General features: G+C 32.8%; 11 protein-coding genes and 1 other annotated feature. All 11 genes read right to left on the minus strand.

Translation table 11 applies throughout. The features are described 5' to 3' along the window. Positions 1-9 precede the first annotated feature (9 nt). Positions 10-3729: a BREX system P-loop protein BrxC gene (brxC, locus tag LpgJCM5343_RS05125; protein ID WP_113532397.1), complete on the minus strand. Its 3720-nt coding sequence runs from the start codon at positions 3727-3729 to the stop codon at positions 10-12. Positions 3730-3740: 11 nt separating this feature from the next. Then, the gene (locus tag LpgJCM5343_RS05130; protein ID WP_101890739.1) at positions 3741-4331 is read right to left on the minus strand and encodes a DUF1788 domain-containing protein; all 591 of its coding nucleotides are present in this window, start codon (positions 4329-4331) and stop codon (positions 3741-3743) included. After that, positions 4331-4930, minus strand: coding sequence for a DUF1819 family protein (locus tag LpgJCM5343_RS05135; RefSeq protein ID WP_101890740.1), 600 nt, complete (start codon positions 4928-4930; stop codon positions 4331-4333). The genes LpgJCM5343_RS05130 and LpgJCM5343_RS05135 overlap by 1 nt, the downstream gene beginning before the upstream one ends. A 161-nt stretch (positions 4931-5091) precedes the next feature. Beyond that, positions 5092-5916: an ATP-binding protein gene (locus tag LpgJCM5343_RS05140; RefSeq protein WP_250881807.1), complete on the minus strand. Its 825-nt coding sequence runs from the start codon at positions 5914-5916 to the stop codon at positions 5092-5094. A gap of 330 nt (positions 5917-6246) precedes the next feature. Continuing rightward, complete coding sequence (gene brnQ, locus LpgJCM5343_RS05145) at positions 6247-7623, minus strand: branched-chain amino acid transport system II carrier protein (RefSeq protein WP_035429901.1); 1377 nt, start codon at positions 7621-7623, stop codon at positions 6247-6249. Positions 7624-7686: 63 nt separating this feature from the next. After that, positions 7687-7932 (minus strand) — a binding site (T-box leader). A 152-nt stretch (positions 7933-8084) separates the two neighbouring features. Next, on the minus strand, positions 8085-8831 hold the full coding sequence (locus LpgJCM5343_RS05150) for a DUF4097 family beta strand repeat-containing protein (RefSeq protein ID WP_113532399.1): 747 nt from the start codon (positions 8829-8831) through the stop codon (positions 8085-8087). A 289-nt stretch (positions 8832-9120) separates the two neighbouring features. Then, positions 9121-9744, minus strand: coding sequence for an NUDIX hydrolase N-terminal domain-containing protein (locus tag LpgJCM5343_RS05155; RefSeq protein ID WP_020806986.1), 624 nt, complete (start codon positions 9742-9744; stop codon positions 9121-9123). A 34-nt stretch (positions 9745-9778) separates the two neighbouring features. Next, positions 9779-10378 (minus strand): HAD family hydrolase, encoded by a 600-nt coding sequence (locus tag LpgJCM5343_RS05160; RefSeq protein ID WP_077958891.1) that lies wholly within the window; start codon positions 10376-10378, stop codon positions 9779-9781. 99 nt (positions 10379-10477) lie between these two features. Then, the gene (locus LpgJCM5343_RS05165; protein WP_101890742.1) at positions 10478-12211 is read right to left on the minus strand and encodes a mucin-binding protein; all 1734 of its coding nucleotides are present in this window, start codon (positions 12209-12211) and stop codon (positions 10478-10480) included. A gap of 106 nt (positions 12212-12317) precedes the next feature. Continuing rightward, a complete protein-coding gene (locus LpgJCM5343_RS05170; protein ID WP_119609732.1) occupies positions 12318-15797 on the minus strand; it encodes a mucin-binding protein in 3480 nt (1159 codons plus the stop codon). Positions 15798-15839: 42 nt separating this feature from the next. Beyond that, complete coding sequence (locus tag LpgJCM5343_RS05175; RefSeq protein ID WP_252148263.1) at positions 15840-22208, minus strand: mucin-binding protein; 6369 nt, start codon at positions 22206-22208, stop codon at positions 15840-15842. Between the last annotated feature and the right edge of the window lie 113 nt (positions 22209-22321).

Below are 22321 nucleotides of genomic sequence, written 5' to 3' on the forward strand. Positions count from 1 at the left end.
CTTTCTTAACTACTTAAAGTCAATATTGATAATATCGCTATCCTCTAATTCTTTTTCAAGACTTACTTTCAAAGCGTTTAAATATTTATCAATATCTGATTCACTCTCAATCTTCCAGCTATCTTCTGGAACCACATCATAAATCTTCTTAAAGATGGTTTTCTTAATTTTTACAGTTGGATTAGGTTGAGGTGAAGGCGAAACTTTAACCGTTTCTTTTTGCTTGTTATCTGGATTAGTGACGTCTTCTACAACATTCCTTGCAGCAGCTTCTTGTTCCTGTTGAGCCTTCTCAGCTAACTTTTGGCTTACTTCTGAAATTTTATTTCTTAATCTCTCATTAGCAGAATCAATAGCATTATCTAAACTAATTAAATTCAAGAATGCATTTTCATCGCTACTTTCATTATATTGATCTGCACGATCACTTATCGATTTAAGAGTGTTGTTAACCTCAGCAAAAAGTTCATCGCTTTCTTTTTTAGGAAATTCTGCATCAGTTACTAAACTCTTAAGTCGATCATAGCTTTCATTAACCTTGCCTATGATTTTCTCATGGACTTTATCCATGTCATCACTATACAAAGAAACGAATTCAGAATTCAAATTTTTCAATTTAGGAATAGAAATATTGAATTGATCCATATCTAAATACTTCTCAAGTTCATTAGCTATTTCCTTTAAATTTTCATCTTCAATAAATCCCTTAGCATGATTAAAACGTGCTAAATAGCTATTAGATTTTCTCCAAATTTTTTCTTGGTCACTAATATTACCAATATCACCATAAAATTGTAGAATAGCTTTATCTTCAACCTCATCACGCCAATCCTCTAAATCATCTAAGTGTTTAGAAATAATTGAAAAGATTTGATCGCTATCAGGAACCATAGATATCTGTTTTAAGCTGTTAATTCCCTCATGTAGAATATCTTTACCAGGATATTTATTATCATGGTTGTAATTTAGTATATCTTCAAGAATTCTAACTTTTTGTTGTGTCTTCTTTTTAATCTCATCAGCTAATTGCTCAGAAGTGGCACCATCTGGAAGAACTAAACTGACTTCTAAAACATCACTTGCAAATTCTTTGGCATCTTTCTTTTCGCGTGCAGAGATTTCTTTAACAGGCTTCATCGTCAATCTTGATAGATTACTCTTACTGATAAAATATCGCTGAATTGATTTTGGATCCTTACGCGCTTCATCTAAAGAGATCTTAGAATTATTGAAATAGATCTTAAGCTTACCATCAGAAAATGCTTTAGCAACTAGCCAAGCAGTATCATTTGGCTTATAACCATACGGAATTTTACCAAAACGATCAACCACACTAGACAAGGAAATATTATTCATTAAACCAGCTTGTCCATTTATATATTCGATTACCGCATTAATTGCTTGCTCATTATCAGTTAAAAGTACATCATTTTGATTACCCTTTAATACATTAAGAATATCTTGATCAGATTTAACATCATCAATATATTGCAGATTTCGGTAATTAGCATCAATAATTGTCTTTTTAGCTTCAGCTAAACGACTAGTAAAGTTATTGCCCTTAGCTAATACATCGCCATCAACATAAATATCAGCATCAAGCAAATCATCTTCCAACATTTTTTGTGTATTACGCTCGATATCTTTTGCTTGACTGTTTCGATTGGCCGCAATATATCTAATCTTTTCATCAGATCTTGATTCCGGCTTTTGCATATATTCTTTGATTTTTTCTACTTGTCTGTAGTTCTCAATATACCGATCATCATCTTTTAAAACAACAATGATGTTACGGTTATCACCTGACTGCTGCTTATAATCAATTTCACGATAGTTTCCAGATTGCAGTGGGGATACGATCCTAATATTCAAATCATTTTTTAGAGGATTCAATCCTGTTCCATCAATATACATATTAAATTCAAAAATATATTGATTTTTCTTTTTAGGATAAACATACTTAGAATCTATTAAATTAGACGTAAACAAGTAACTACCTATTTCACGAACAATTTTTTGATCATCTATATCAATCGCATTAATTGCTTCATTAACTTCTTGTTCTGAATCAGTTAGGAACTCATATGTGTCAAGATTCTTTTGAATAAGATTCTGCCTAATTAAAACACTCAAAGCATCTTTAACCTTGGCAGTCAATTCTTGACGATCTTGATTAATGTCGTCCAAAAGCAGCGTAGTAATATTTTCAAGAGTTGATGGATAATTATCGACATAGCGAACCATAAATAAAACAGCCAAGACTTGAATATTGAAACTATCTTTAGCTATATATGTATCACCCATTGCTTGATCAAATACAGCTTGGTGATCATGATTGAGGAATTCTTTCATTCCAATAAAGAAAGCAGAAAACGGAACAAGTTTGCCTAAATCATCATCTTCGTATCTTCTAGTAGCCTCTTGGAAAGTAGCTAGCATAGAACGTTCACCATCCGACATATGACTACCGCTAGCACCATGTTTACGGACAGCTGATAATACATTTTTTAGCAAACTAAATTGATATGGTATAAATGGATAATTATCAACAAAAGATTGAGAATCCTCATATTTTTCTCTTTTTATAGCATCACTGAAATTAATCTTATTGTTAATGCTATATTCATTTTGAGTAAATAGATCATCTAATTCTTCCTTTGCTAATGGCTTTTTATCCAATAAACGTTTCCGGATAACTTCATCAGCATTAGCAGAGCTCATTGAGATTAGAGTATTAAATCTACCCTGAATCTTTGAAAAATCACGTTCATGTTTATGGAAATTGCCTGTAACTTCATCCATTTGTTGCTGAGAGGTTACTACAACCCAAGCACGTCCATGGCATTGAATTCCGAGCTGCTCAACAATAGTTTGTAAGTTAAGCATCTTGTTATCATCTTCACCGATAAACTGCCCTACTTCATCAGCCAAAAATACAAAATGATGGTTACCACCCTTTTTATCAAGATAGTCTTTTACCAATTTGGCAAATCCAATAGCATCAATACTGAACTTTTTACTTAGAAATTCATTGATATAATTTTGTGCATCTATTTCATCTAATGCACCAGAGTTAATTAATGCAGGTTTAATACGCGTATTCAACATAATCGCATATCTACTTCTGGTTTCTTCCCAAGAGGAGTGATTTTCCGGATCAAGATCTTGAAAAGCCTTCTTAAATGCATCATATTTTCCAATACTATCCAGCCAACGCTCCATATCAGCAACTTCTGCAATTGGAGAATATCCTAACTGTTCATTAAACACTTTAAGAAATACGTTTAAAATAGCACTACTATCATTGGCTGAATTGGAGTCTGCTTTAGAATCAATATTAAATAAGGCAACATCAGTTGATACACTTGTAGCTTTTTCAATAGCATTAGATAAATGGTTATCATCAAATTTTCCATCTTCTAAAAAATAGTCTACTGCTTTACGTCCATCAACTATATCATTTTCTAAAAGATAAGATAAAATTTTTAAGAAGTGTGATTTACCTGAACCAAAAAAACCACTAATCCATGCTCCCATTTTATCTGTAGGTACATCAATACTTTTATCATAAGCATCAAAAAAGCGAGTAAAATCATTCTTTAATTCATCAGTAATAACATACTCTTCAAGTTCTTGTTTCTTAATTTTTTCACTATCTTGACCAATTTTAATAACTCCGCGAATATCTCGATCAATATCTTTTTTGAAAATATTCTTTATTTTTGTCATACTTATTATCCCTAATCTAATCTAAACGCTCTGTAATAATTTTGATCCTTAACTTCTCCAAACGCTCTTAAGCTCTTTTCATCATAATTACCCGGATAAAATAACACAACTGGATTTTCATCCAAAACTTGATGCATCGTATTTAAAATTTTATGAGCTCTGATAATAGGATACGTTTTGCCTAGTCCTACTATAAATACAATACAATTTTCTGGTAATCTATCTTTTATATACTGAACAATTAAATTATTATTTTCACTCATTTCTAGAATGTTATTAATCTGTGCAATTAATACGTCAAAGCCTTGATCTTTTTCAATTTCTTCAAGGATTGGGATAGGATCAGTACCTGTATATTTTTTCTGATCCTTTAGCAAGGTCATCATAACATTATAAATATCAAAAACTTTTAGGTTCACTCTAGAAGCAAGAGCACTCTCTTTTATCTTAGCTATTTTTTTACGAACTTCTAATTCTTGATTAGCTGGATAGTCAAAAATCCAATATCCTACTTCATTAGACAGTCCCTTATTTTTTTGAAACTTGGGATCAATCATTTTTTCTTTTAAATGTTCAAATCTAAGATTAATATCTTCCATCATTATATTTCTCCTAGAGCAGCCAATTCAAAGTCTAATTTTTCTTCTTTCATAATAGTGATTAGTTGTGAATCTATTAATGGAAAAAGTAGCTTATCCTCATTAGATTTAACATTCTCTAACAATCCCCCATCTCTCAAGAAAGTCTTCAAAGCTCCTTTAAGACGTTTAAAAGTATTAAGAGACCATTTTGCAACCTCAGGACTTTCGATTCTTTTCTGGTTAAGAAATGATTCTACTTCATAATCTTGTAAAATATTTTCACGCATAATTACTTTAGGTCGATATACATCATAAACAAATTCATTAAGAATTTTACTTGTTAACATCATAGATATTAGTGACACTATCTTTTGATTTGTAGGATTTAAAGATGGAAAAATATCTATAATAGTCTTTGGTAAAGCATCAATTCTGACAGATAAATTTCTTGAACAACGTCTAGCTCGAGATTTGCTAGACATTTTAAATATATTTTCTTTATCGCTAAGATGTTTTATTTCATCAATACTTTTTCCTGATTGATAAAGTTCAATAAATTGTGCAAACTCCGGCAACCAAATTGCATATGAAGCAATTCCACCATTATAAGTACGTGACATTTTATCCCCTCAAATTTCTAATTATTGCATAATGCTATCTGCATTAAAACAATCATGCTTAATACATTATATATGACTATTATCTTTTTTAGCAGTATTTCTTAAATCAACTTTTATCAAATAAAGAAGCATGTCTTCACATCCAAGTGGAAGTCATGCTTTTATTCTCCGATATTATAAAATTCAGCAGCTTTTAGTAGAAATTCTTTCATAAACGGCAAAGAAAATGAAACCTTTCCGTATCCCGCTTCAATAATAACTTGACTGTCAATCAAACGCTGACGATATTGTGAGACATAATTAGAACTTTTATTCATTTGTTTTCTAATATGACTTATTTCAACAACATCATTATCGCTTTTTGCCATAATCATTAAGAATTTTTGATCAGTTGGAGATAATTCAGAAATAATTTTTGTATAGGCATTCTTATAAAGATCATTTTTAAACAAAGGCAGAATGTCATCTATATCACTTTCAGTTATGTGATCAGTTGCATGCTTCCAAACATAGTATCCCAAATCTTGGAATGCATAAGCATAGCCTTTAGTTAATTTTGTCATTCTCATTAAATTGGCTTCACTGATTTTTTTATTTGCACGTTCAAATGCCTTTTGATAACGGAATTGAATATCAAAAGCGTCTAACGGTCCTAACGGAATTCGTCCACTTCTCAGAAGAAAAGTTAAAACGTCATTATTTTGAAGTTCTGATACATTTTTAGGTAATCCAGTCATCATAATGTTAATAGGATATTCTTTTAAGACCATTATTTGGTAAATAGATGCTAGATTTACTATTTCTGGTGTTTCTTTTACTTCATCAATAGTATTTAAAGCCTTTTTTATTTTACTGCCGGCTTCTCGGTAGATAATTTGAATTAGAGTCTCTAAAAGATCGTTTGTCATAGCTAAATAAACAATAATCCAATTATCCTTTTTTACTAAATTAGAAGTAATGTCAGCTAAAAGAGAAGTCTTTCCCACACCCCGCATACCATAAAATCATCGAAGTTTGATAAGGACCTGTCCCGTCTTCAAGAGATTCGACGATGTTCTCAACTAACTTGTCTCTTCCCAAATATATTTGCGGAACTTTACCAAAGTTAGGATCAAATGTTTTTTTAGTTTCGTATTTCTCACCTCTATTTTAGATCTCTTTAGATCTAATTACATAATAAAAAGCAAGATATTACACTTGCTAAAATAAAATCTAAACTATTTATTACATTGCTTCTCTTATATTATGAAATACTTTTAATATCTAATTTTCTACAAAGAAAAAACTCTGCCAAAATCAATTAGCAGAGTTTTCCTTTAATCTTCTTCTAAAGTTGAAGCTAATTTTTTATTTTTAACAAAATGAACAACTAATCCAATTGCCAAACCAACTAAAGCTGGCACAAGCCATGAAAGCCCCATGTTAGCTAAGGGTAAATGGTTTCTTACAGAAGCTACTGCTAAACCAAATGAGCTTTGACTGACAACACTTGGAAAGGCTACAACCATATCGCCCAAGGCCGGAACAACTGTAAAGACGATTACAAAGAAATATACAACTCCATCAGTCTTAAACAATGGTGAGCAGACAGACAATAAAATTAATACCATTGATAATGGGTATAAGAACATCAGCATCGGAGTTGACCATGCAATGATTGTATCTAAACCAAAGTTAGCAGCTAAGAATGAAGCTAAACAGCTAAGTGCTAGCCAAGCGTGGTAGCTAACTTGTGGGAAGTGTTTGTGGAAGTCTTGCGCAAAAGCAGCAACTAAACCAACAGCAGTGGTCAAGCAAGTAACAGTTAATAAAAATGCAAGTAAAGCTTGACCGAAGACACCGCCATAAACATTAACGATTTGGTTAAATGCAACACCACCGTTGTCTGAAACTTTAAAGCGGCCTAATGACATTGCACCCATTAAGATCAATAATAAGTAGATAAAACCGATAGCTAGTACAGCTAACAAACCAGACTTAGCAACAACTTTTGAAACACTTTTAGCATTCTTTTGTCCCATTCCGCGTACTGCTGTAACAACAGTAACACCGAAGGCTAGTCCTGCCAAAGCATCCATTGTATTGTATCCTTCTAAGAATCCGTTCACTAAAGCGCCATGCTTGTAAGCAGCAGTTACAGCTGCGGTTTGCGGGTTACCTAATGGACGAGCAAAAGCTACAAGGAATACTAAGAATAGTAGAGATAAAAATAGTGGGTTTAATACTTTACCAACATTAGATAAGATGTTGTTTTGATGGTAAGAAAAACCAAAAGCTGCTAAGAAAAACAAAGCAGAAAAGATTAATAAGGCTGTTCCTTGCATATTTTTAGGAACAAATGGTGCAATCCCAACTGTAAATGAAACAGTTGCAGTTCTCGGTGTACCAAATAAAGGACCAATTGTAGCATGGATCAAGACCATAAATACAACTGCAAAACCAGCACCTAGCGGTTTTCCGATATCATAAACGCCATCAGCATGCGTAATTGCAACAGCTAAAACGGATAATAAAGGCAGTAATACACCCGTGATTAAAAATCCAACTGCGGCTGTACCCCAATTTGCTCCAGCGAGTTGTCCCAAGTGCAATGGGAAAATCAAGTTACCAGCCCCAAAGAATAAACCGAATAGCAAGGAAGCGACCACTAAATAATCCTTCCATGTTAATTTTCGTGATGTATGATCTGTCATCATATTCTTTCCCTCCAAAAAATATCTCTGAATACAAAAAAGCCCCTCAACTAAATTACTTAGTTGAGGGACGCTTCAGCGTGGTACCACCCTTTGTTCGTATTGCTATCACTAGTAATACCTTTCACGTGCAGTCAATTACTTGACGATACGTAGGCACTATAATGGGTGCTCCCACTTCTTCTCACTTAAAATTAAGAATCAGAACTCGAAAGTGATTTTCACTTAATCTTACAATTTATCTCCTCACACCTAACGAGATTCGCTGAAAATTAAGATTATGCTACTCTTCTTTCTCTTTGTTTTCAGATTAATTAAATTTGTTAATAATCATTTTAATATAAACATCATAAATGTCAACAGTTTTTTATAAATTTGTTTTTTGCTTATTCAATATTCATTATTTAAAAATAAACCATTTTTTAAATCTTCAATGATCAGCCAGTTTCTTTTCAACTAAATTACTTAACCGTATTATCACCAGATAAAGTACTTAAAATAATAGTACCAGCATTATTTGTACTATCTCCTTCGGCAGCTGCTTCATTTTTTCCGAATAACGAATTATCTCCACTTAAAGTACTTAGTTGATATTGAGCAGCTTTTACATCTTCAACTAAGTTATCGCCCGAAGTAGTTGAAGCCTTAAATTGATCAAGGACTAAACTATTTTTCAGTGTAAAATCGCCACTTACTAGTTGGGCTTTTCCTTGTTTTACTGTAACTTCTTTGAGATTAATATCTCCAGAGGTTGTGGTTAATTTAACTTCGTCAGTTTGTACTGTTCTTAGACTTACATCTCCGCTTACAACAGAGATAACTAAAGAATCAAGATTTAAACTCTTAAAATCTGTATCACCACTTACTGAAGAAACTTTTACCGCACCTAATTGATGACCATCAGGAACTGTAACAACTAAAGCACCACTATCGCTTTGACTAACTATATTTACTTCAATAAAATCTTTTCTCCAAAACTTTCCGTGCTTACGCTCTACTCTCGGTTCTTCAATTTCAAGTGTATCATCTTTAAGCTCAACGCTCGGCTTTTCATCTTCAGATCCACAATAGTGAACTTCAAACTTATTACCAGTTTCAACTTTAAGATCAAGATCAATTAAATCAAGATTCAAATTATTAAAACTATCACTGCTTAAAACTTCATCAACAACTTTATCTTTAGTTTCGTCATTTTTATTGAAAAACATTTTATGTACCTCTTTTTATTATTCATTAATTAATCTTATTTGAATTTAATTTTACTATCATAGAGATGCTTTTCAATGAAATTTGACTAAGTGGTTAAAAATTATACCTAACATGCAACAAAAAACAACCTAAGCTATTTTTTACTAACTTTATTATCAAACTATTCAACCACTATAAAATACGAAAGCCACATTCTGATAAGGACATTCTTTCTTTACCAAAATGCGGCTATTATATTTGCATATAAAATAGCCCCAAGCAATATTTCTTGGAGCTACTTTACTAATTTTATTCAAATTTAGTATCCCAGTCAGGATCATTATTTGCATCAAAACACATTGCAATTTGTTCTTTAGTATTTCGTCCAAGTGAAAGTTTAGGTAAATTATCTAAATTAAAATAATCACATGCATCCGTTTCATCATTTGGCGTAAACTTTCCACTAATTTCCTTACATAAATAAAATATTTTCGTAATATTAGTCGCAATAACAGGCTTATTATGATGATTCCGATCTTGCACTGCAATAATCTTAATCGGTTCTACTATTCTTCCCGCTTCTTCACGAGCTTCTTTAACGCAATTTTGAGCAGTAGTTTGATCATAATCATTCCAGCCACCAGGCAATGACCACTCCTGTGTCTTTTTTTCACGAACAAGCAATATTCTATTATCTTTAAAAATTGCAGCTCGTGTATCAATTTTGGGAGTTTGATAACCTTCATCACCTAAAAAAAGAGTCTTAAGTTTCTCTTCCGGAATTCCAGTCCTAGCTGACATCATTTCACCAGCGATTCGACGAATCTCTTCGTAACGTTCTCGATCAAAAACATCATGTCCATATCTTAATCCAGCTTGAGCCAAACTTTGTAAGTCCATTGCCCAATTTGCAATTTGATCATTTGTCTTCATTTCTTATTCACCTGAAAAATTTTTATACTTAAAATTAATGACTAGCAATATAGTCTTGTAACTCACCTAGCTTGTCAATTTTAAAAGTAAAAGCTTGCATGCCCAATTTCTTTGCTGCATCAGTGTTTGCTTTCAAATCATCAATAAATAAACTTTCTTCTGGCTTTAAAATATACCGAGCAATTAATTTCTCATAAATCCTTCTATCTGGCTTCATTAACTTCTCTTGAGCAGAGAAAACATAACCATCGAAATAATTCCCCATTTCAGAATTCTTGACAAAATTAGCAAATTGCATCCCTGTGTTAGACAAACCATAGATCTTATAACCATCTTGACGCAATTTTTCCATGTAGTTAAAAACTGGTTCATAGAAATCAACATTTTCTGGCCAAGTTGCCATAATTTGTTTAACCTTGCTTTTTAATTGGTCGGGAACACGATCTATAAATATTTCAGTTGCCTCTTTTTCCGTAATCTTGCCAGCATCAATCTCGCTCCACTCTTTAGATTCAAAAATTGTCTTTCTCAATAAATCGTGGTCTGCTGGACTTAACTCATAATGATTCAAAATTTCATCGGGATTATAATTCATGATGACATTTCCAAAATCAAAGATAATATTTTTAAGCATTAACTTACCTTCTATTTTTAAAATCTATAATTAAAATATGCGCTTTTTAATAAAATCTTGCAAGGAAATGCAAAATTAATTATATAGATCTATAATCTTTTATTTTTTATTACCTTTACTAAGCATAAATATCAAAGTTAATAACCCCGTAATAATATCAATGAGTTTATTAACGGTTTGCGAAGAATTCAATTTGTCAGAACTATCCATAATTGTTGGCTTTATTTGCTTAAACTGCTCTCTTGTTTGACGTAATTTTTCATATTCTTCATCTAGATCTGAACTTTCTTGATTATCTTGGTTATCGCTTGATTTTTTACTTAATCCAATAGTAAATATCTGAGGTAGAACACTTTCTTTAAAGTATTGTCTTTCACTATTTTCGTTAAAGTCATCAAATACAACCCTATATCCTTGCTCTTTCAATACTTTCAATGGAATTTCAGTACTATATAAATCATTAATTGATTCTCCAACGCGCCCAGAAAGTTTTCCGGAAGAAGTAATAGAGTGGCCATGATCATCTATATCGATAAAATTAATAATTGCTGTCTGAACATCACTATCATCTGTCAAATTAGTTTGTTGGCCAATATCTTTATGATTTACTGCAGCTTGAGAATCTGATTCATGATCGTGATTTAGATTAATATATAAAGTATCGTCATTATTGTTTATCTTTTCATAGATTACAGTTAAATCTTGTCCTGGATTTGCTGGAGTTACTGTAGCTAAAGTTGCTTGATAGCCGCTTACTTTCGGCACATTTTGATCATTTCTAACTTTACTTGCATCATTAGAGTCCGATTCAAATTGAGGCGTTGGTGCACCTTGAATAGCAGCTCCCGCTTCATCAACTGGAATCAAATGACCATTAGGGTGGTATTGAACTGTAATGGTTTGATCATCTAAAGTTACAGATTTTTGATTAATGAAATCTAAATCTGCATGATATCCCTGAACTATGGGAATTTTAACTTCTTGATATCTTTCCTCATCTGCACGCCAAGTTTTATCATAAACACCATTAGGAATTACCTTTTTGACTATATTATTGACTGTAATTGTTCGAAACCAGTTAATTGTTTGAATGACTGTCTTTGGCGGATTCGGGCATCCCTCAAAATTAACAATCAGCTTACTCTTTCTGTGATATAAAGATGGATCAACCCAGTCTACAGGATTATTTATGTTTACAGCTTCAACAGCAGATATAAAAGTGATAATAAAAATTGGACAGTAATCATTTGAACTTCCAAAAAATTGCACATCTCCGTTATGATTAAAGCCATTAGCCACTAGCTTATAACCTTGTTCTTCAAAGTGCTTGATTTTAAATTGAGGATCATAATTAATTGGTGTATTTGCTAAACCCGAAATAGTATCTTCGGTTAATAATTGATTATTAGTAGTTAGATCCACGTACCGGATTTTTGCTTTTTGCATTGTATTAGTTGGTTTCATATTGAGTTTAAAAGTAACTATATATTCTTTATTTAAATCATTAGGTGTTACCTTTTCTCCACCAACCACTACTCGATCAGGAATATAGCCTGGAAGTGTTGGAGTACCAATTAATTGCATGCTCTTTTCTTTTGGCTGAAAGCCACGATCCTCAATTACTTTGCCACTTTTTTTATTAACGACATAGACATGACTAAAACTTACCCTCGTCACATTATCTTGAGGATTTCGGCTAGCAGCCCCTACATAATGAACAGTTTGCGTAATTGTTTTTAATAGTTTTTCTTCAGTAAAACCATATCCAGGATGATTTGCATCGACCACCACATGTTCATCTATATTTTCATTCTGATTAAACTTATCATCCATCTTTAACCTCTATATATAAATAAAAAGTATCTTATAGTTTAATTTTAGCACTCACAAAAGAAAAAGGGACTGACTTAAAGTCGGTCTCTTTTCTCTTTAGTGTAGTTTATCTTGCATTTTTTCTCTTCTTAACACCGGCTAAACCAATTAATCCTATTGATAAAGCCACAGAACCAATCACTTCATCATTAATTGATTGTTGAGTGTTACTACTTGTTTGTGGCAATTCTTTACTTGAATTTACTGTTCTATTTTTAGTATTCTTAGTTGAATCTTTTGAGGATTCAAGAGTGTTAGTTTTCTCATTGACTAAAGGACTATTTCTTCTAGCCAAAGGTGAAAAACTTGTCTTATCTAAAACAGCCTTTGGTTTTGATAAATTTTCTTCCTTAATTGATTCACTTTGGTTCTTTGAAGTATCTGCTGTTGTTTGATGAATCAATTTTACAGATTCTGTTGGCTTGACATCACTTGTTTTATCAGGCTTGCTTGATTCATTCGACTTGTCAGACTTATTCGGCACTTCTGGTTTATTAGGTTTAGTTGGTTGACTTGGCTTGTCCGGCTTATTCGGTGTTTCCGGTTTATCTGGCTTACTTGGTTCACTCGGCTTGTCGGGTTTATTTGGTGTTTCCGGTTTAGCCGGTTTACTTGGTTCACTCGGCTTGTCGGGTTTATTTGGTGTTTCCGGTTTAGTCGGTTTACTTGGTTCACTCGGCTTGTCGGGTTTATTTGGTGTTTCCGGTTTAGTCGGTTTACTTGGTTCACTCGGCTTGTCGGGTTTATTTGGTGTTTCCGGTTTAGTCGGTTTACTTGGCTCACTCGGCTTGTCGGGTTTATTTGGTATTTCCGGTTTAGTCGGTTTACTTGGTTCACTCGGCTTGTCGGGTTTATTTGGTGTTTCTGGTTTAGTCGGTTTACTTGGCTCACTCGGCTTGTCGGGTTTATTTGGTGTTTCCGGTTTAGTCGGTTTACTTGGCTCACTCGGCTTGTCGGGTTTATTTGGCGTTTCCGGTTTAGTCGGTTTACTTGGTTCACTCGGCTTGTCGGGTTTATTTGGTGTTTCTGGTTTATCTGGCTTACTTGGTTTACTTGGCTTGTCAGGGTTCTTAGTAGTACCACTATAAATAACTTGGATCTCTTGATCTTTAGTATTTGCATCTACTGTTTTCTCTGGAATAACAGCATAGTTAACATGCTCAAACCCTAATGATGCAGGATCTTTTGAAATTACTTTTTCAAAATAATTACTACCAATTGCTTTCCATGCATGAGTACCATCCTGAGTATCAATAGTACCATCCTGAGTATCAATAGCACCATCATTATTAATACTATAGCCGACAACACCGGTGACTAAATCTTTCACTGGAAAACGAACAAAACTTGCACTTTGTACATAGCTAGTTTTGCCATCAGGCGAGCCTTTAACAGGATTTCCCTTATCATCAACATAAGTAATATTTCTAGAAACGCTCTTATTTTCTTGTTTTTCTTTCTTTAAAACATGTCTAAATTTGACATAAAATATTTGTTCTTGATTACCAAATTTAAGATTTTGACCGTTAGTATCATCACTAACTAATTCATAATGTTGAGCTTCTAGAGCTTTGATATCATTTGCAGTTGAATATCCAGCATCAGCTCCACTTAATCCAGTTAAATCTTTACTTAAGATATTTTTGTTATTTTCATCTAAATCCTGGAAAACAACAAGAATAGTTCGATCTAACTGTTGTCCTGAAGAAGAATTGCCATTTGCAATATTTTGCGGTTTTAAGTTAGTTGGTTGATTTACAACAGATACATTAAGAGTATACGCTGCAGGGCCTAACAACTCATCACTAGGATCTTCATCATTTTTCACATCAATCCAAGTAGCAAGATTATTCTTCATAAAGTTCATCAGCCCAGGATTATCAATCATAATCCCTTTATATAAAATAGGATAAGCATTATTTAAATCATTATTAAGTACTTCATATTTGTTTGAATCTTGATAAGTTTGTATCTTATCTTGTTCTGGTTTAGTAATATTAGCTGGCTTTGAGACATTAACACCAGATTTAGTAATTTCAGAAACAAAAGAAATTGGTAAAGAATATATTTGGCCTAACTTAGCTCCATTAACAGTAATGTGATATGTACGTGAGAGCATTAATTGATCCCCTGAGTATTTTGACCCATCAGCCCTCATAACTGTGCTATACGCTTTTTCGGAATTATCATTATGGGTAACAGCAATTGAAATATCATTTTCTGGTATTTTATTTATACTAAAACCAACATTTGAATTATCTTGAGCAATTTGATCTAAATTGTTAGTTGACTTTAACTGTGCAAAAGCACTTTCAATCTGTTCCTTAATATCATCGTCGCTTGCATAATTAGAATCAAAGTAAGGATTGTTACTTAAGGTATAAACAGTTACTGTAGCACTATTGCCAAAATTCTTAGAAAAATATACAATTCCATCTAATCCAAGTGCAGATTTATCGTTTACAGTAAATGAGCCATCAGGATAAACAGTCCATACTCTAGAATTTTTGCCAGTACTTCTTCCTTGAATCCAAGTATTTTCTCCAACACGTTGAATAACTGAACCATTACTTTCTTGCGGAATGTATTTAACAGGAACGCTTAGTCCAGAAGTAAACTTATAAGCACCATCACCAATAACTAAATCATCTTGAGCACTATAACTGGTTGGACCATTCTTTTCATGAGAATAACCGACCGTACTAATAGCACGCTGAATTAAAGAATATTGCTTTAAATCAAGATTAAGAAGTACGGTACCATATTTTTGAATATGGTCATTAAAACTTAACCGGTAAAATTCGTTAGGAATATTTCCTACTGTCGCAATACTCCCTATTGTATCCGTCTTTCCTGCATTGTCTTTAATGGTTACTGGTGTATTTTTCTCTGCTAAACCATCACTATATGTTTTTTGTTGTCCAGATTGTAATGGTAATCCTAAGTCAATATCAATATAATCACCAGGATTAATGTTCTTAGTATTCTTTATTTGTAATCCTAAATTTAACTGAACGTAACCACTATCATGTGGTGTATTTCCGTTATTAGCAATCACATCATGCTGTATAACACTATAGTTTTCTTTTGCAACTGGTTTGGCTTGATTTTGAATAGCAGTTGTATCTTGTGTAGATTCTTCTTTGTTTGCTGCAACAACTTTTCTAGTGTTTTCTATTTGTAGTTCAGCACGTTGGCTGTTTTCTTTATTGGTATTAATTGTGTTTTGTTTACTGCTTGTATTACCATTTGAGGTTTCAGCCGGTACTTGATTTTGTGCATCTACATTCTTAGCAGTTACAACCACATTTTTAATATCACTTGCCGGTGTAGCTGTTAGAGCTTTGTCTGATTTCTGCTCAATAGCAGGATTTTGTTTATTTGTATCATTTTCATTAATACTGTCTGCTCGAGCTGTTTGAGAATTTAGCCCGAAAATTGACATCCCTATAAGAACAGAAGCTGCTCCGACAGTAAACTTGCGAATTGAATAACGAGGACTTATTTCTTTAAGTTCATTAAAACGATTATTATTTCTTGATAACATTATTATTTTGCCTCTTTTTATAAAATTCAAAATATCTATCTATTAATTAGATCTTTTCTTTTTTAATCCAGCTAAACCTATCAAACTTAAATCAACTGCTAACCCAGAAGCGATTATAGCTGTAGTTTTTGCTTCATCATTACCGGTTTGTGGCAAAGCTGCCTTTTTAGCCTTTATCTTATTAATATGTCCTGCTTCTTTAGCATTAACCACTTTCTTCATAGTTACTGTCTGCCCTTGAAACTTGTATGTTTGTCTGTCTTTTCTTTCAAGAATCTTACCATTAGTTTTATTAGGCTTAGAAACAGGTTGCTTGATTTCTTGGGTTACTTTGGGCTTAGAATTTGGCTCAGCAGTTACTGTTTGCTGCTTGTTAGCGGATTGTTCTTTATTATCTTTTTCAATTGGCGTTACTATTGGCTTGACAGGCTTAACAGGGTTTATCTGGCTCTTTTTAATGTAGTCAATATTGACAATTACATTTTGATCACCAAATTTTGGTGTTAATTTTTCTACCTTAGTTTTGCTTGAAGTGTAACCTGCAATTTCAGGCACATTGTATTCAGCAAAACTCTCTGCACCAACATTCTTCCAATCATTCATATACGAACCACTATTTGTAACATCATCTTTTGTAGCTGTTTGAACAAATCGAACTGTTTGAACAATAGAATCAGTAGTCCCATCTGGATTGATTACATTAATTGTCCTAGTAATTACTTTAGTCAATTTTGGATCATTAGTTACTTTGCTCATATGATGAACTAAATGAATAATAATTGGTTCGTTATTAGTAGCTTTAAATCTATAACTTCGTGGCAACGTGACGTCTTTGGCTAATGCGTAACCATTAGGTGTAACAATATTTAATTTAATAGTCTCTCCGGTCCTGCCTGAAATTACAGTAGCTGGAGCAATAAGACTTTCATGGTTGTCATCATCTACAAATTCATAATAACTAGTTTGCTCGTTAGGTACATAACTAATAATAATATCTGCTATATCACCACTATTAGTTGTTACTTCAGCTGCAGTCACTTCACCCGTTGGTGTATATCCGTTAAAACTTGGTAAGTCAATTGAAGGTAAAGTTTGCTGAGCTTCATTCCATTTACCATAGATATGCTTATTAGTTACCTTGTCTAAAATATCGTTTCTACTGAATGTGACACTTTGTGTTGTTGATTTAGAATCAACTTTACCGTCAGGATCAATAATCGTTACTTTACGAGAAATAGTTTTGGTATCATTCGGCAAACTTTCCTTTTGATGAATCAAATGAATAATAATTGGTTTATTACCTGATTCAAATGTATAACTTGTTGGTAAAACAGAACCTTCTATTAAGCTATAATTTTCAGGAATAGAAATATTTAACTTAATAGTTTCATCGGTCTTACCTGCAACAGGATGTTTTTGATTAATTACAGGATCTCCAGTTTGATAATCATCGTCGATAAATTGATAATAACTTGTTTGTCCATTTGCAAGATAACTAATATTAATTGTTGAATCTTTTGTTTCCGGTGTTACTACAACTTCAGGAACAGATCCATTAATTGCATATCCTGCGATTTCTTTAACTGGAATACCAGCAAAGGTATATTTACCATTTTCTGACCACGGACCATAGCTAATATTTCCAGTAACCATGTCTTTCTTTCCAGTCCGAGTAAATGTATGCTCTTGAATAGCTCTGTCAACTTTGCCATCAATATTAGTAATCAAAATCGTACGACGAACCAACTTAGTTAAGCTAGTATCATCAGTCAGTGTACTAATCTGATGAACTAAGTGAATCACAATTGGTTTATTATCCTCTGCCGTGAAAGTATAAGTAGTTGGTACACTGTTGCCTTTTACTAAATCATAATTTTCAGGAATCGTAATATTTAAATTAATGCTATCCCCAGTTTTACCTGCAATATTATGTTTTTGATTAATTACAGGATCTCCTACTTGGTAATCATCATCAATAAATTGATAATAACTTGTTTGTCCATTAGCAAAATAGCTAATATTGACTGTTGAGTTCTTAGTTTCTGGTGTTACTACAATTTCTGGAGCTGAACCACTAGTTGCATATCCTGCAATATTCTTTACAGGAATTGCTGCGAAAGTATAACTTCCGTTTTCAGACCAAGAGCCATAATTAATATTTCCAGTAACCATATCTTTTTTGCCAATACGAGTAAAGGTATGTTCCTGAACAATCCTATTAACTTGTCCATCAATATTAGTAATCAAAATGGTACGACTAACTTTTTGACTAAGTTTAGCATTAGGATCAATTTTGGCGTCTTCAGTTTTATGTCTTAGTTCAACCGTATAAACTGTTTGATCATTGGCGGTAAATTTATGATTAGTTGGTAACTTTGATCCTTCTGCTAATACATAGTTTTCAGGAATTGCTACAGTAGAAAAGTCTGCATTTCCATCAGTAACGCCGTTAATAATGAATGCACTACCAACCTGTTGCTTTTGATTGTCATCATCAATAAAGCGAACAGATATCTTTTGTGGATTAGCTTTATAAACGATATTTACAATTGAATCTTTAGTATTAACATCAGGAGTAAGCTTTTCTATTTTAACTGGATTAGCAGTATAACCATCAACTGTTGGAGCATCATATTCTGTAAAACTATCTTTACCATTTGCTTTCCAATCATTATTGTATGTAACTTTTCCAGTAACATCGTCTTTAGTTGCTGTTTGGATAAAGCTTACCCTTTGAACAACTGGTGCTAATTTTGTTCCATCTGGTTTTGTAACATTGATGGTACGACTTACCGTCTTTGTTAAGTTGGAATCATTAGTTACTGCACTAATATGGTGAGTTAAATGAACTATAAGTGGCTTATTATCACTAGCTTTAAAGATATAACTCATATTTTGATCTGGAACTAAATCATAATTAGTTGGAACTGAATCCTTTATTGCTTTGGTTAAATCAATCGTTTCATCAGTGATTCCAGAAATCGGATGACTTGTACCTACCGTAGCCTCATTTTCATTATCATCAACAAATTTATAAAAACTGTTTTGTTTATCAGCAGTGTAACTAATATTAATATCAGCAGGATTATTACTATCAGCCGTTACGTTAATTGCATCCACCTCACCAGATGGCGTATATCCAGCAAATACAGGTAAAATAATTGCTGGTAAAGCTTGTTGTTTCGTATTCCATTTGCCATAAATATGTTGATTAGTTACCTTATCTAAAGTATCGCTTCTACTAAATGTAACACTTTGTGTCATTGACTTAGGATCAACTTTACCATCAGGATCAGTAATAGTTACTTTACGACTAATTGTTCTAGTATCATCCGATAAAACTTTCTTTTGATGAATTAAATGAATTTTTAACTGTTCATTGTCGCTAGGCTTAAAAGTATAACTAGTTGGTAATGTACTTCCTTTTGCTAATTCATAATTATCTGGTAGCTTAATATTAAGTTCAACAGTTTCGCCAGTTTGACCTGAAAATGACGTAGCAGGTGCTATTAACTGTTCTTTATTATCATCATCAACGAATTGATAACTACTAGTAAGGCTAACAGGTGCATATACAAAAGAAATATTTAAATCAGTTGGAGAATTTAATGTTGCAGTATTCTGGGCAATTTCTTTGGCATATTTAATGTCATTTTCATTAGTTGAATAATCTGCGTTTCCAATTTTAACAGCTGAAACTGTATATCCGGTTATATCAGTATTTACACTTGTTTGGCCATCTTTAGCTTTCCAACTATATGTAGGTTTATTACTATTATTTATCACAGCAATTGGGCTGCCAGTAACAATACTTGCATCATTATATTCTGCAGGATATATTGTGAAGTAATCTTTGCCAGTACCATTTGGATTAGCTGCTACCAAAGAGCCATTAAGATTTACATCCTGAGTACTTGTTTCTTGTAATTGAGTATGACTTGCATCATTTTTTACAAAATTAATAGTTCTCTTAATTGTTGCTGTATTTTCCTTAGGAAAATACCAGATTATATGTTCATTTTTATTTTCATAAATACCATCTTGATTTGTATAAGCAATACTACTATCACTTGCATCAGACGTGCCAGGACGAACAGAGTTATTGAACCTAGGATTTACAAATAAATTAGCTGGTCTACCTAACAATGGATAGCCGTTTACAATATTATCTATAAATGGATTTGCATAGTAACCATCTACAGCAGGAGTTGAAAATTCGACTGTCGACCAATTTCCATCATTTGGAACTAATATGTAGCTTGTCCCTTCTTTATTAATTGGAACTTTCCAGCATTTCACATTACTAATTGACTGAACTCCCTCTATATATCCGACATTTACTTCTTGAGAATTTGCACCATCATATGTTTTAGGAGCTTTTTCATCCCATAACCAAATATTACTCTTCTTAACAACTTTACCCTTAGAATTTACAAACTCATCCTGTTGATAATTAAAAGTTGCTTTAAGGTCTGGAGCTACAGATACATAATTTCCATTACTATCTTTAACAGGATCGCCATTACTGTCTCTTTCATACAGATGAATAGTAACTGTCCGTTGCTCTGTAATCATTTTCTTAGTTAAATGTATTTCTACATTAACCGGCTCTGCAATCCCGTCAAAGCCAAAGTGTTTTTGCCCAGTAATACTCATATCTGACTTTGTATAATCATCATTGCCTAGCCAGTCAGCAAGATTAGTAATGGGCAATGGATTCAGACCAATACTATGAGAAGTCACAATAGTTATTCCATTACCAACGACAGTAACAGTTCCGAGATCTTTATTAGTATCCGTCTCAACATATTTTAACTGCATTGGAATTTCATCATCACGAAATACTTGATAAGTAGTATCACTAGTTTCAGTTTCAGTTTTAGCTATATCATAAGTTCCATTTGCTATAGCAGTTGCGCTATCACTCGGCTTAGTAGAAAGATATACTGCATCGGTAGGAATAGTTATTTTTTTATAATTTGCATAATTATTATGTAAAAATGTATCAATTGCGTCTTGAACGATCGCTTTAGCATCAGAACTGCCTTTTGAATCATAAAATATGCTGTGACTATAGGTTTTGACAGTAGGATTGGCATACTCTACCCAACTATTATATTGCCTAAAAGTTAAGTTATCTTTAAATGGAACCTTCGAAGTAGTATCTAATTGTAAAAGATCACCATTATTTGTAATTACAACTTGGCCATTAGCAAAACTGGTTGCAAAATTAAAATCAGAAGGCAACTTTACATTATTAAGATTAATAACTGTCTTGCTAGCATTAGTAAAGCTGGCAAACACTTGTCCAGTCGTCCAACCTCCCGTTGCTTTACTTAAATCCCAGCCAGAAATATCGATATCTTTTAAATTAGTATCGTTTCTAAAAAGACACAATATATTTTGGACATTGCTTACATTCCACTTGTTAATGCCATCTAATGACTCTAGAGCTGGACTATCATAAGTATTCTCGTCAAACATCTGTTGCATATTGGTAACATGAGAAACATCCCAGCCACTTAAATTACCTAATGACTTAACCTTATATGCTCCGCAAAACATGCCACTCATATCAGTCAAATTGCTGGTATCTAAATTGGTAAGATCCATCTGTTTCAAATTAGGATCATTTGTGCTAACTCCATTTTCAGTAGTTAAATTTCCACCAAAAGCAGTTTTATCTGAAACTTGAACTTTTCTATTATCAGTCTTACTAATAGCTACAGTAATAGGCTTAACTGTATTTAAAATCTTTTTAAACTTAGCTGCATTTACTGTAATAACTGCATTCTCATCAGTTAACTTTCCGGCCTTAGTAAAATCAGCAGCGTTTGGAATAACTAGATGTTCTTGATCACTGCCATGGTAGCCAGTAATATTTAACCCATTATTAACAGTTTCTGTATCCCAACTATTAACGTCAACTTTGCCAAAAGTTGATTCATCAAGACTATTATTAGAATTAGTAGTCGATTTTGAACTATTTTCTGCAATATTAAAAGGCTGAGTATTAGCTGCTTCTCTAGTTTTTATCTCAGAAAAAGTGCTGTTCTCAACCTTTTGAATAGTATTTTTTTGTACAGTTAGCCTATTAATGATTTTTTGATTATTTTGTCTAATTAGGTCAGCCTTATTTTGTAAATTGGCAGTATTATTCTCACTATTTTGATGATTGTTTTTTGCAATAACTACAGCTTGAGTATTTGGTGTAATTGGCTGTGATATTTTCTTTTCACTAGTTTGTTCATTAACAGTATTGTTATTTACATTATTGTCCTTAACGGTATCAGCTTTAGCAACGCCTTGAGAAGATGCAACAAAGTATGTTCCCAATAATACACTTGCTGCTCCGACAGTTAACTTTCTAATACTCCAACGCTCTTTTCTCTTCATATCCCTAAAATTCATAACTTTTCCTCCAAAAATAAAAGCCATCTCATTTAAATTTAGCATCAATTATAAAGAAATTAGGCACATATAATATATTCACAATTTCATCATAGCACAAATAAAAAGTTATG

It is taken from the genome of Lactobacillus paragasseri, assembly GCF_003584685.1.
Taxonomy (GTDB): domain Bacteria; phylum Bacillota; class Bacilli; order Lactobacillales; family Lactobacillaceae; genus Lactobacillus; species Lactobacillus paragasseri.

Bases quoted from the DNA above. Each gene is read 5' to 3' on its own strand.
- LpgJCM5343_RS05150 (WP_113532399.1), bottom strand. From the start codon at position 8,831: ATGTTTTTCAATAAAAATGACGAAACTAAAGATAAAGTTGTTGATGAA.
- LpgJCM5343_RS05170 (WP_119609732.1), bottom strand. From the start codon at position 15,797: ATGTTATCAAGAAATAATAATCGTTTTAATGAACTTAAAGAAATAAGT.
- LpgJCM5343_RS05155 (WP_020806986.1), bottom strand. From the start codon at position 9,744: ATGAAGACAAATGATCAAATTGCAAATTGGGCAATGGACTTACAAAGT.
- LpgJCM5343_RS05130 (WP_101890739.1), bottom strand. From the start codon at position 4,331: ATGATGGAAGATATTAATCTTAGATTTGAACATTTAAAAGAAAAAATG.
- LpgJCM5343_RS05160 (WP_077958891.1), bottom strand. From the start codon at position 10,378: ATGCTTAAAAATATTATCTTTGATTTTGGAAATGTCATCATGAATTAT.
- brxC (WP_113532397.1), bottom strand. From the start codon at position 3,729: ATGACAAAAATAAAGAATATTTTCAAAAAAGATATTGATCGAGATATT.
- LpgJCM5343_RS05135 (WP_101890740.1), bottom strand. From the start codon at position 4,930: ATGTCACGTACTTATAATGGTGGAATTGCTTCATATGCAATTTGGTTG.
- LpgJCM5343_RS05175 (WP_252148263.1), bottom strand. From the start codon at position 22,208: ATGAATTTTAGGGATATGAAGAGAAAAGAGCGTTGGAGTATTAGAAAG.
- brnQ (WP_035429901.1), bottom strand. From the start codon at position 7,623: ATGACAGATCATACATCACGAAAATTAACATGGAAGGATTATTTAGTG.
- LpgJCM5343_RS05165 (WP_101890742.1), bottom strand. From the start codon at position 12,211: ATGGATGATAAGTTTAATCAGAATGAAAATATAGATGAACATGTGGTG.